The 11,922-nt window shown below is 72.0% G+C and carries 10 protein-coding genes and 1 pseudogene; 10 read left to right on the top strand and 1 reads right to left on the bottom strand.

Translation table 11 applies throughout. The features are described from left to right. Positions 1-998: 998 nt before the first annotated feature. Positions 999-2,291, bottom strand: a complete 1,293-nt coding sequence (locus ABZ321_RS04850) for a D-arabinono-1,4-lactone oxidase (protein ID WP_344509096.1) — start codon at positions 2,289-2,291, stop codon at positions 999-1,001. A 225-nt stretch (positions 2,292-2,516) separates the two neighbouring features. On the opposite strand from ABZ321_RS04850, the gene ABZ321_RS04845 reads away from it, so the two are divergent. The 10 genes and pseudogenes from ABZ321_RS04845 to nadC all read left to right on the top strand — a co-directional run bounded on the left by ABZ321_RS04845 (position 2,517) and on the right by nadC (position 11,922). Further along, entirely contained in the window at positions 2,517-3,062 is a 546-nt protein-coding gene (locus ABZ321_RS04845) for a TetR/AcrR family transcriptional regulator (protein ID WP_344509097.1), read from the top strand. A 154-nt stretch (positions 3,063-3,216) separates the two neighbouring features. Further along, positions 3,217-4,128 (top strand): annotated as a pseudogene (locus ABZ321_RS04840) (DUF2520 domain-containing protein); the annotation flags it as partial. 116 nt (positions 4,129-4,244) lie between these two features. After that, positions 4,245-5,057: a pantoate--beta-alanine ligase gene (gene panC / locus ABZ321_RS04835; RefSeq protein ID WP_344509099.1), complete on the top strand. Its 813-nt coding sequence runs from the start codon at positions 4,245-4,247 to the stop codon at positions 5,055-5,057. Positions 5,058-5,091: 34 nt separating this feature from the next. After that, positions 5,092-5,514, top strand: a complete 423-nt coding sequence (panD, locus tag ABZ321_RS04830; RefSeq protein ID WP_344509101.1) for an aspartate 1-decarboxylase — start codon at positions 5,092-5,094, stop codon at positions 5,512-5,514. Positions 5,515-5,532: 18 nt separating this feature from the next. Further along, positions 5,533-6,450, top strand: coding sequence for a septum formation family protein (locus tag ABZ321_RS04825; RefSeq protein ID WP_354889413.1), 918 nt, complete (start codon positions 5,533-5,535; stop codon positions 6,448-6,450). A 98-nt stretch (positions 6,451-6,548) separates the two neighbouring features. Next, positions 6,549-7,460, top strand: a complete 912-nt coding sequence (locus ABZ321_RS04820) for a septum formation family protein (RefSeq protein WP_344509105.1) — start codon at positions 6,549-6,551, stop codon at positions 7,458-7,460. A gap of 52 nt (positions 7,461-7,512) precedes the next feature. Further along, positions 7,513-8,403: a septum formation family protein gene (locus ABZ321_RS04815; protein ID WP_344509107.1), complete on the top strand. Its 891-nt coding sequence runs from the start codon at positions 7,513-7,515 to the stop codon at positions 8,401-8,403. A 72-nt stretch (positions 8,404-8,475) separates the two neighbouring features. Beyond that, complete coding sequence (locus ABZ321_RS04810; protein WP_344509109.1) at positions 8,476-9,321, top strand: septum formation family protein; 846 nt, start codon at positions 8,476-8,478, stop codon at positions 9,319-9,321. Positions 9,322-9,368: 47 nt separating this feature from the next. Continuing rightward, the gene (locus ABZ321_RS04805) at positions 9,369-10,994 is read left to right on the top strand and encodes an L-aspartate oxidase (protein ID WP_344509111.1); all 1,626 of its coding nucleotides are present in this window, start codon (positions 9,369-9,371) and stop codon (positions 10,992-10,994) included. 49 nt (positions 10,995-11,043) lie between these two features. Then, positions 11,044-11,922 (top strand): carboxylating nicotinate-nucleotide diphosphorylase, encoded by an 879-nt coding sequence (gene nadC, locus ABZ321_RS04800; RefSeq protein ID WP_354889410.1) that lies wholly within the window; start codon positions 11,044-11,046, stop codon positions 11,920-11,922.

Here is an 11,922-nt window from a genome sequence, read left to right as displayed (position 1 = left end):
TCGACGCGATGGCGACCGTGCCGGCCTGGAGATCGCTGTCACGACGCGACAAGGCACTCGCTCGGTTACAGCCGGTGCCGAGCCCGGAGGCCGATTAGACCGGCGGTGTTACCGTCGATGTGACCGGCCAGGCGTCGGCGGGGCGAGGCGTTCTCAGGCGTCGAGCCGCGACCTGTGCAGGCATTGGCCAAACGGCCAGTCGGGTGCCGGTCGGGGTGACACGCCAGGTCGGGCGATGCGCCAGGTCGGGCGATGCGCCAGGCGGCGGGGGTGCGCACTGCACCGCATCGCATTGCGTCGGGGTCCCGCGGGCTCCGCAGATCTCGTCGGTCCGGCAGCAGTGTGCCAGGTGAGCGGGGCGTAGCGCTTACCGTGGTGTGCCTGCCGCGTCGCCGAATGACAGCCGCGTGTCCAGCGAGCCGCGCTCGACGACCTGCGCGCTGACCTCGGCCGCCCGGCGTCTTGCTCACTGCGGTGTGCCTGCTGCACTGCGGTGTGCCTGCTGCACTGCGGTGTGCCTGCCGCACTGCGGTGTGCCTGCCGCGTCGCGGTGACGGCAGCCGCGTGTCCGGCGGAGTCCGGCGGCCCGCCTTTCGGATCGCGTCGGGGTCTGCGAGGGCGCGCGGATCGCCGCAGGTGGGCGCGGTGGCGCGGGTCGTGCAGGCGTTGGTCGAACGGTCGGCTGGGCGTCGATCGCGGTGAAGGGGCAGGTGCCGAGGGCGCGGCCACCGAATCGCGCCCGTGCGCCGCGGGTCCTGCGGGTCCGGTGGCGGTGCAGGTGCGGTGACGCGATCCGTGCAGGGGATCGGCGCCCGTGGACGGCAGGTCCGGTGGCGGTGTGGGTGACGCGATCCGTGCAGTGGATCAGTGGATCGGCGCCTGTGGACGGCAGTTCCGGTGGCGGTGCGGATGCGGTGACGCGCGATCCGTGCAGGGGTGGTGAAACGGCGGGTCAGGCGCCGGGTGGAAAGGGGGTCAGGCGCCGGGTGGAAAGGGGGTCAGGCGCCGAGGACGCGGTCCGTGTAGGTGTTGGCGAACAGGCGGCCCGGGTCGAGTTTGTCGCGCAGTGCGGTGAAGTCGGTGAAGCGTGGGTAGGCCGCGGCCAGTGACTCCGCGTCGCGGAAGTTCATCTTTCCCCAGTGTGGGCGGCCGCCGAGGGGGGTGGTGACGGCCTCGAAGCGGCGGAAGTACTCCTCGAACGGGGCGCCGACGTACTGGTGGATGGCGATGTAGGCGTTGTCGCGGCCGTGGCCGTGGGAGAGCCAGATGTCGTCGGCGGCGGTGAAGCGGACCTCGACCGGGAACTGGATCTTGTACGGCAGGCCGGCGATCACCGAGCGGAGGCCGTCGAAGGCTTCGCGGAGGGCGGCGCGGGGCAGGCCGTACTCCATCTCGACGAAGCGGACCCGGCGGGGGGTGCAGAAGACCTCGTGCGAGGCGGCGGTGTACGTGCGCGCGGACAGTGCCCGGGCCGACACGCGGCTGATCGTGGGGACGGTCGAGGGCAGGGCCCGGCCGAGCCGGCACGCGCCGCCGAAGACGGTGTTGGACAGGAAGTCGTCGTCGAGCCAGCGGCGCCAGCCCGCGAGGGGGTGGTCGGAGGCGGGCACGATGTTGTTGCGCTTCATCTGGACCCGGTCGGTGTAGGGGAACCAGTAGAACTCGAAGTGGTCGTTCGAGGCGATGTGGGTCTCCAGGCCCGACCACACGTCGGACAGCGGCGCCGGGCGCTCGTCGGCCTGCAGGATGAAGGCCGGCACGCAGCGCAGGGTCACCTCGGTGAGCACGCCCAGGGCGCCGATGTTGACCCGGGCGGCGGCGAACAGGTCCGGTTGGGTGGACGCCGAGCAGCGCACGACCGCACCGTCGGCGGTGACCAGCTCGAGGGCCTCGATGAATGTCGAAAGGCACCCATATGCGGCGCCTGTCCCGTGTGTACCGGTGGACAGCGCCCCCGAGATGGTCTGCGCGTCGATGTCGCCGAGGTTGGGCATGGCCAGGCCGTGCGCGGCGAGCGTGGCGTTGAGGGTCGCGAGTTTCATGCCGGCCTGGACGGTGACGAGGTTGCCCTCGACCCGGACGAGTGACGCCATCTGGTCGAGCTCGATCCGCACGCCGTCCGTCAGAGCGGTGGGTGTGAAGGAGTGCCCGGAGCCGACGGCCTTGACCCGGAGCCCCTCGTCCGCCGCGGCGCGGAGCACAACGGCCAGCTCAGCGGTGGTCGACGGGTGTGCGACACGCGTCGCCCGCGCGGTCTGGTTGCCGGCCCAGTTGGCCCACGGAGAAGTCACGAAACCTGAGTACCCTTCACGTATGCCCGCCGTCAATGACCCGTTGAACCACAAGAGTGAAATGGGCTATCCGCCGATCCCGCCCGCTCGTTGACGTGAGTAGGTTTCAGAGGGACGAGCTTGAGGGGGGACTGCCGGGTGGCGACGCAGACAGTGGCCAGTGCCGGGACGAAGCCGCTGCGCCGGGTTCCGGTGCAGGGGCGCAGCGTGGCGAGGGTCGGGCGGATGCTCGACGCGTGCGCCGAGCTCGTCGACGAGGTTGGCTACGACGGGTTGACCACGACGCTGCTCGCGGAGCGGGCGGGGGTGGCGATCGGCTCGGTCTACCAGTTCTTCCCGGACAAGCGCGCGATCGTGCAGGCGCTCACGCTGCGCAGCTTGGAGGGCTACCTGGAGCGCCTCGGCGCCCGGCTGGCCGACGAGGACATCTCGCACTGGTGGGACGCGGTCGACGCGGCCATCGACGAGTACATCGACATGCACCGCACGGTGCCGGGCTTCCGGACGCTGCACTTCGGTGACGTCGTGGACATCCACCTGCTCGACGACGAGCGGGACAACAACGACGTCATCGTGTCGCAGCTCGCGGCGCTGCTCATCGGCCGGTTCGGCATCGTGGACGCCGAGCGGCTCCAGTTCGTGCTGGCGATCGCGGTCGAGGCCGCCGACGCCCTGATCAAGATGGCGTTCCGGCGCTCGCCGGACGGCGACCGCGCGGTGCTCGGCGAGGCCAAGGCCCTGATCAAGGACTACCTGCACCACCGCCTCTGACGACGTCGTTCGGACCCTTTATCGGCTGCTCGCGAGGCCGGTAAAGGGTCTGAAACCTCGTGTTGACAATCCCACACGTCCTGTCCGCTTTGCCCCGCACGACGCATACTCGTGGTCGACCGGTACCCCACTTTCGAGGACTGGATCCACCGCGATGAACAGTGCTCTGAACAGCCAAAAGAGCAGCCAGAAGAGCGGCCGGACGAGCGGCCGGAGCATCGGCATCATCGGTGCCGGGCGGGTCGGCGCGGTGCTCGGCGCCGCGTTCGTGAACGCCGGCCACCAGGTGGTCGCCGCGGTCGGTGTCTCGACCGCCTCCAAGGCCCGCGCGGAGCAGCTGCTCCCGGGCGTCGCGCTCCTCCCCGCCGACCAGGTCGCCGCCTCCGCGGACCTCGTGCTGCTGGCGGTCCCCGACGACGTGCTCGCCGGCCTGGTGCGCGGGCTGGTCGAGACCGGCGCGCTGCGCGCGGGGCAGATCGTCGCGCACACCTCCGGCGCCCACGGCCTCGACGTCCTCGCGCCTGTCACGGCAGCCGGCGCGCGCCCCTTGGCGCTGCACCCGGCGATGACGTTCACCGGCACCGCCGTCGACCTGAGCCGGCTCGCCGCCGGCGTCTCGTTCGGCGTCACCGCCCCCGACGACCTGCGTGACCTCGCCGCCTCCCTGGTCGCCGACCTCGGCGGTCAGGTCGAGTGGATCGAGGAGGAGCGGCGGTCGCTGTACCACGCTGCCCTGGCCCACGGTGCCAACCACCTCGCCACCCTCGTCAACGAGGCACTCGACCGGCTGCGCGACGCCGGCGTCCAGCACCCGGAGCAGGTCCTCGCCCCGCTGCTCGGCGCCGCGCTGGACAACTCGCTGCGCCTCGGCGACGCCGCCATCACCGGCCCGGTGTCCCGCGGCGACGCCGGCACGGTCGCCAAGCACCTCAGGGCGCTCGACGCGGTCGCCCCGGAGTCGGTGCCGCCCTACCTGGCGCTCGCCCGGCGCACCGCCGACCGGGTCATCGCCGCCGGCCGGCTCCGCCCGATGGACGCCGAGCCGCTGCTCGACGTGCTCAGCGGCTCCGGGCATAAGGGCGGCGACTCCGGACAGAAGGAGGGCTCAGCGCAGAAGCAGGTGCCGGTGATCGCCGCGCAGCGCGGCGGCCGCCGGAAGGCCAAGGGCACCGGAGGTAAGCCATGATCGTCGCCGAGACCCGCGAGCAGCTCGCCGTCGCGCGGGCGGGAGCGCGCGGCGCCGTCGCTGTCGTCATGACCATGGGTGCGCTGCACGAGGGGCACGCCGAGCTCCTGCGTGCCGCACGCGCCGAAGCGGACACGGTCCTGCTCACGATCTTCGTCAATCCGCTGCAGTTCGCGCCGGGTGAGGACTTCGAGCGCTACCCGCGCACCGTGGAGGCCGATCTGGCGATCGCGGAGCGGGCCGGTGTGGACATCGCGTTCACGCCGACGCCGGAGATCATGTACCCGCAGGGTGAGCCCGCGGTCCGGGTCGACCCCGGGCCCGCCGGCAACGAGCTCGAGGGCGCCAGCCGGCCGGGGTTCTTCCACGGCGTGCTGACGGTGGTCAACAAGCTGTTCCAGCTGACCCGCCCCGACGTCGCGTACTTCGGGGAGAAGGACTACCAGCAGCTCGGCATGATCCGGGCGATGGTCCGCGACTTCGACCTGCCGATCGTGGTGCGGGGTGTGCCGACGGTGCGGGAGCCCGACGGTCTCGCGCTGTCCAGCCGCAACCGCTACCTCGCCCCGGCGGAGCGGCAGGCGGCGCTGGTGCTGTCCAGGGCGCTCACGAAGGCGGCGCGCAGCGAGGACCCCGTCGCCGTGGGGATCGCCGAGTTCGCGACGGAGCCCGAGGTCAAGCTCGACTACTTCGTCCTGACCGACCCGATGCTGGGCCCGGCACCCGCGCACGGCGCCGGCCGGCTGCTGACCGCGGCCTGGGTCGGCGGCACCCGCCTGATCGACAACATCGCGGTGGACCTGCCGTGATCCGTACCAGAGGCGACAAAGCAGTGGAGATGCCGTGATCCGTACGATGCTCAAGTCCAAGATCCACCGGGCGACGGTGACACAGGCCGATCTGCACTATGTCGGTTCGGTAACGGTCGACGAGGATCTGATGGACGCCGCGGACCTGCTCGCCGGCGAACAGGTCGCGATCGTGGACGTCACCAACGGGGCGCGGCTGGAGACCTACGTGATCGCCGGGCCCCGCGGCAGCGGCGTCATCGGGATCAACGGCGCCGCTGCGCACCTGGTCCACCCGGGTGACCTCGTCATCCTGATCTCCTACGCGCAGCTCGACGACGCCACCGCCAGGACGTACCAACCGCGGATCGTCCACGTCGACGCCACCAACGGAATCATCGAACTCGGTCACGATCCCGCGGACGCCATACCGGGTATGGTGGGCGAGCCTGTGAGGGGAGACCTTCTCCGGGCGTAAGCACCTGGGGAGGTGGCGGTGCGGCGCGCGGTCGTGCTGGTCGTGGCGGTGGCGACACTGCTGAGTGCCTGCGCGCGACCGACCCCGGCCGGCACCGACAAGGACCTGGTCAACGGCTGGCCGATGCTGCCGGCCGCCGTGCTGCAGCAGCCCACCGCGCCGGCGTGTTACGCGCTGCCGGCGGGCACCGCGAGCGCCGACGTCACGAGCTGGCCGGCGCCGGTCGGCTGCACCGAGCCGCACGAGGTCGAGCTGATCACGGTGGGCCGGTTCGCCGGTGCGGACGCCGAGCGGGCCACCCCGCCGAACGTCGGGAGCCCGGCCATGCGTGACGCGTACCGACGCTGCGCCGACGACGCGAAGACACTCCTGGGCGCGGACTGGCGCACCGGCCGGGTGTCGCTGAGCGTGGACGTGCCGAAGCCGTCGCTGTGGGACGCCGGGGCGCGCTGGTTCCGCTGCGACCTGCAGGCGCTCCAGGACATCGACCGCTTCAGCGTCGCGACCCGCACCGCGTCGCTGCGCGGCACGCTGCGCCCCGACGGCGGGGAGCTGCGCATCGGGTGTGTGAAGGTCACCACCAAGGCGGGCGGCGCCGCCGGCGACATCGACCGGATCTTTCCCGCCTCGTGCACGACCCCGCACGAGGGCGAGTTCGCCGGCCTCTACGAGCCCCCGGACGGTGAATACCCGGCCGACAGCGAGACCCGCAGCAACGCCAACCTTGCCGGCTGCCGCCCCGTTGTGGCGGGCTTCACCGGCGTGCCGGACGACGTGAACTTCCGCTCCCGCACCGGTCTCGTAATGTGGCCCTATGACAAGACGGCCTGGGAGCTCGGCAACCGCGGGGTGCGCTGTTTCGTGTGGCCGCCGAAGCCGGTGACGACGTCGTTGCGGGGCGCGGGTACAAAGGGTCTACCGATCACAATCGCGTAGATGCTGTCCTAGATCTGGCAGTTGGGCCGGGTTGCCAACCACATTGATCATTGGCACACTGCACCCGCGCTGTGTGCGCCGGGGGAGGGGTTGGAATCATGGTGCGTTTTCGACGGCTCGCCATGGCGGTGGCACCGGTCGCCGCCGTCGTGATGCTGGCGGGCTGCTCGACGCCCGCGGGTGTCGACAAGAACCTCGTCGACGAATGGGCCATGCTCGCCGCACCCAAGGTTCCCTCGCCGCCGGTCGGCGCGTGCTACGACACCACCGTGCCGTACTTCGAGACGGACACCCTCACGGTCTTCTCCTTCACGGCCGTGGCCTCGTGCACGACCGCGCACATCAGCGAGACGTTCTTCGTCGGCGAGCTCAGCGGCACCGCCGCCAGCGCGTCGTCGCCGCCGAAGGGCGCGGACCTCAAGGACGCCTGGGCGAAGTGCAACACCGAGGCGCAGACCTTCCTCGGTGGCGACTACCACGACGCCCGCCTCGAGCTGATCGTGCTGCCCCCGTCGACGACGCAGTGGAGCGGCGGCGGGCGCTACTTCCGCTGTGACCTCGCCGAGGTGCAGAGCGACGCCGGCAAGCCGATCAGCCGCACGAGCAGCCTCAAGGGCAACCTCACCGGCGACAAGCCGATCGCGCTGACCTGCGCCCAGGAGATCTACGAGGCCGACGGCAAGACCTGGGACGACTACGAGCCGAGGGCGTGCACGCAGACGCACAACATGGAGTACGTCGGCACGTACCTGGCCGGCGAGCGGGCCTTCCCGAAGAACGCCGACGAGCGGCGCGCCGCGATGCGGACCGGCTGCGAGGCGCTCGGCGCCAAGTTCCTCGGCATGACGCAGCAGATGCTGGACAACCACCAGGAGGTCGGCATCGGCTTCTGGATGGTCGACGAGGAGAACTGGCTGCGCGGCAACCGCACCGCCCGGTGCTACGCGATGCTCTACGGCACCAAGAGCACGATCCGCTCCCTCAAGGGCCTCGGTCAGAGCAAGATTTGATCCCCTCTGCGAGACTGTGGGGCCCGTGCTACGAGGTGAGGGAGTTCTGCCGATGAAGCGGTGGACCGCCGGGCTGTCAGCGGCGCTGGTGCTGTTCGCCGCGGGCTGCGGCAATCCGGCGGGCACGGACGGCGACCTCGTCAACGGCTGGACCGCCCTCGCGGCGCCGAGCGTGCCCAAGCCCTCCGCCGGTGAGTGCTGGACCTTCTCGGGTGACGCCGACAAGCTCGCCGTCGGACCCGACCTGGTCGAGGTCGAGTGCACCGCGTCGCACGCCAGCGAGACGTTCAAGGTCAGCGAGTTCACCGGCGCCATCGCGCAGAAGTCGACGGTGCCGGCCGACGCCGACCTGATCGACGCGTTCACCGCCTGCCAGGCCGAGGCCATCAACTTCCTCGGCGCCGACTGGCACGACGGCCGGCTGATGCTGCGGGTGCTGCCGCCGTCGTCGAAGCAGTGGACCGGTCAGGCGCGCCACTACCGGTGCGACCTGATCGAGGTCTCCGACGACACGTACACGATCGCGCCGCGCACGACGAGCCTCAAGGACACCCTGCGGGGCTCCAAGCCGGCCCTGCTCCGCTGCGTCAAGGTCGCGACCGACAGCAAGGGTGGCATCGAGGACTTCATCCCGGTCCAGTGCGACACGCTGCACAACGGTGAGTACACGGGCACCTTCTACGCGCCGGACGCGCGGCCGTATCCGAGCGACGCCGCGGCCCGCCGTTCGCTGCTGCAGCCCGGCTGCAAGACGATCGTGGCGCGCTACCTGGGGCTCACCGACGCCGAGTACGACCTCAACAAGCAGATCTCGTTCGCCTGGTCGACCGCGACGCCGACCCGGTGGGGCTACGGCGACCGCACCGCCCGCTGCTACCTGATGCTGGATGGCAACCTCTCGGTCAGCCGCTCCCTGCTGGCGAACGGCAACCGCCCGGTCTAGGAGCGAGCCGGTGACGTCCCGGTCCAAGACGGGTCGTGACGTTACCGGCCGGTAATGGCACACTGCTTCCTCATGAGGCGGGTCATCTTCATCGTCGTCGTGCTCGCGCTCGCCGGGGGCGGCGCCTACTGGCTGCTGCGCGACGGCGACCGGAAGATCCCCAAGAACCCACCCGCCGCCGCGCCGCAGGCCGGCTCCTGCTGGTCGGTCGACGCGGCCGGCGCGAAGGCCGCCTTCCCGTGGGCCGGCGGCCCCGTCGACTGCGCCGCCGCCCACACCGCCGAGGTGTTCCACGTCGGCCAGGCCACCGAGGACCTGCTGCACCGCCTCGACAAGGCCAAGGGCCAGGACGTCGCGATCGCCCAGAACCTCCTGTACGCCCAGGCCCGCCGCGCCTGCGTCGTGCAGGGCACCGCGTTCCTCGGCGGCAACTGGCACGAGTCGAAGGTCCAGATCCTCGCCTCGTGGATCACGCCGGCCAAGGACGGCTTCTTCGGCTGCGCGGTCGCCCCCGTGACCGGCCCGGCCGGCGACGAGTTCGCGACCCGCGAGGGGAGCCTGGCCAAGGCCGGGCCGAGCCTGCCGATCGAGTGCATCTCCGCGCTGAAGTACGTCGGCTGCGCCGGCCCGCACGACGGCGAGTACTCCGGCAGCTACTCGATCGCCCCGATGGACGCGCCGTTCGACGAGACCGCGGTGCGCAACGCGTCGGCGAAGGGCTGCACGAGCGTCGGGCTGCGGTACCTCGGCCTGGCGGAGACCGCTGACCGGGCCGACCTGTCCGCCGCCGCCGTCGGGCCCAAGACCGGCTCCGCCTGGCTCGGCAGCGACCAGACCTTCGCGTGTTACCTGATGAGCGCGCGCCCGCTGAAGGGAACCATCCAGAAACTGGGCACGGGCCCTTTGCCGTTCGCGTGATTCTCGGCACGGCGCGGAATGCCTGGTTGTGATGTTTGACTGGAGTGATGGAGCTGCCCGTACTACCGCGCCGACTCGCCGGGCCCCAGCCGGGGTGGGCCGAGCCGACCGACGTCGTCGTGATCGGCTCCGGCGTCGCCGGGCTAACCGCCGCCCTGCACCTGCGCGAGGCCGGCCTGCACGTCACCGTCGTCACGAAGGTCAACATCGATGACGGCTCGACCCGCTGGGCCCAGGGCGGCATCGCCGCGGTCCTCGACCCGCTCGACACGCCCGAGGCGCACGCCCAGGACACCCTCGTCGCCGGCGTCGGGCTGTGCGACACCGCCGCCGTCGACGTGCTGGTCCGGGAGGGGCCGACCCGCGTCCGTGAGCTGATCCGCTGGGGTGCCGAGTTCGACCGCAACAACGACGGCTCCCTCATGCTGACCCGCGAGGGCGGCCACCACGCCAACCGGATCATCCACGCGGGCGGCGACGCGACCGGCGCGGAGGTGCAGCGGGCCCTGCACGCCGCCGTCCACCGCGACCCGTGGATCCGCCTCATCGAGCACGCCCTCGTCCTCGACCTGCTCACCGACGCCGCCGGCCGGGCCTGCGGGGTCACCCTGCACGTCCTCGGCGAAGGCGCGGAGGACGGCGTCGGCGCGGTCCTCGCCCGGGCCGTCGTGCTCGCCACCGGCGGCATGGGCCAGATCTACTCCGCCACGACCAACCCGATCGTCTCCACCGGCGACGGGGTCGCGCTCGCCCTGCGCGCCGGGGCCGCCGTCACCGACATCGAGTTCGTCCAGTTCCACCCGACCGCGCTCGCGCTCAACAACCGCGACTCCCAGCAGCCGCTGGTCAGCGAGGCGCTGCGCGGCGAGGGTGCGTACCTGCGCGACGGCGACGGCAACCGCTTCATGGTCGGCCGCCACGAGCTCGCGGAGCTCGCCCCGCGCGACGTCGTGGCCAAGGGCATCTACCGGGTCATGCGCGCCGAAGGCACGAACAACGTCTGGCTCGACGCCCGCCACCTCGGCCGGGACTTCCTCGAGGGCCGGTTCCCGACGATCGTGGCGTCCTGCCGGGCGGCCGGCGTCGACCCCGCCGCGGACCTCATCCCGGTGTCCCCGGCCGCGCACTACGCCTCCGGCGGCGTCCGCACCGACCTGCACGGCCGCACGTCGATCCCGGGCCTCTACGCGTGCGGTGAGGTCGCCTGTACCGGTGTGCACGGCGCCAACCGGCTGGCCTCCAACTCGCTGCTGGAGGGGCTGGTCTTCTCCCGCCGGATCGCCGAGGACATCGCCCGCGACCTGCCCGCGCAGACCGACCCCGTGGCCGGCGACCTGCCGGCGTGGACCGCCGACCCCGGGCTGCGCGGCCCGCTGCAGGCGGCCATGTCGGCGCACGCCTCGGTGCTGCGCAGCGCCGAGTCGCTCGACCAGGCGGCGCAGGCGATCGCCAAGCTGGCCCTGGACCGCGCCGCGCCCGGCCTCGCCGGCTGGGAGGCCACCAACCTGCTCACCGTCGCGGCCGCCCTCGTCGGCGCCGCCGACCAGCGGCAGGAGACCCGCGGCTGCCACTGGCGCGAGGACTTCCCCGACGCCAGCGACGTGTTCCGCGGCCACTTCCTCGCCGGCCTGTCCGACACCGGCGCCCTGACCGAGACGTGGGAGGACGCGTGACGCCCCTCGTGGCCGCCGCCGGTGCCCTGACCGAGATGTGGGAGGACGCGTGACCCCGGAGACCGAAGCGCTGTTGCGGAAGGTCGGGCTCGACCCGGTCGGCGTCGGCGAGATCGTCGAGCGGACCCTGACCGAGGACCTCGGCCCCGACCGCCTCGACGTGACCAGCGTGGCGACCATCCCGGCCATCCAGACGGACTCCGCCGAGCTCGTCGCCCGCGCCGACGGCGTGGTCGCCGGCCTGGCCGTCGCGGCCGCCGTGTTCGAGGCCGTGTCCCCGTCCGTCGAGGTGGCGATCCACGCCGTCGACGGCTCGTCCGTCGTGCGCGGCACGGTGCTCGCGACCGTCACCGGACCGACCCGCGACCTGCTGACCGCCGAGCGCTCCGCCCTCAACCTGCTGTGCCGCATGTCGGGCGTCGCCACCCACACCCGCCGGTGGGCCGACCTCCTCGCCGGCACCAAGGCCCTGGTCCTCGACACCCGCAAGACCACGCCCGGCCTGCGCATCCTGGAGAAGTACGCGGTCCGCGCCGGCGGCGGCACCAACAAGCGCATGGGCCTCTACGACGTCGCCATGATCAAGGACAACCACAAGCTGGCGGCGGGCGGCATCTCCGCGGCGTACGCCAGGGTCCGTGAGGCGTTCCCCGACGTCCCGGTCCAGGTCGAGGTGACCACGGTCGGCGAAGCGGTGGAGGCGGTCACCGCCGGCGCCACGTTCCTGCTGCTCGACAACATGGCGCCGGACCTGCTGCGGGAGGTCGTGGCGGCGGTCGGCGGCCGGGCCGAGCTGGAGGCGACCGGCGGCCTGACCCTGGAGACGGCGGCGGACTACGCGGCCACCGGGGTCGACTACCTGTCCGTCGGCGGCCTCACCCACTCCTCGCCGATCCTCGACATCGCGATGGACCTGCGGACCCACTGA

The sequence above is a fragment of the Dactylosporangium sp. NPDC006015 genome, assembly GCF_040614215.1.
GTDB lineage: Bacteria > Actinomycetota > Actinomycetes > Mycobacteriales > Micromonosporaceae > Dactylosporangium > Dactylosporangium maewongense.
This window is presented reverse-complemented; position numbering and strand designations above follow the sequence as displayed.

Bases quoted from the DNA above. Each gene is read 5' to 3' on its own strand.
- panC (WP_344509099.1), top strand. From the start codon at position 4,245: ATGATCGTCGCCGAGACCCGCGAGCAGCTCGCCGTCGCGCGGGCGGGA.
- ABZ321_RS04810 (WP_344509109.1), top strand. From the start codon at position 8,476: ATGAGGCGGGTCATCTTCATCGTCGTCGTGCTCGCGCTCGCCGGGGGC.
- ABZ321_RS04820 (WP_344509105.1), top strand. From the start codon at position 6,549: ATGGTGCGTTTTCGACGGCTCGCCATGGCGGTGGCACCGGTCGCCGCC.
- ABZ321_RS04805 (WP_344509111.1), top strand. From the start codon at position 9,369: ATGGAGCTGCCCGTACTACCGCGCCGACTCGCCGGGCCCCAGCCGGGG.
- ABZ321_RS04815 (WP_344509107.1), top strand. From the start codon at position 7,513: ATGAAGCGGTGGACCGCCGGGCTGTCAGCGGCGCTGGTGCTGTTCGCC.
- ABZ321_RS04845 (WP_344509097.1), top strand. From the start codon at position 2,517: ATGCTCGACGCGTGCGCCGAGCTCGTCGACGAGGTTGGCTACGACGGG.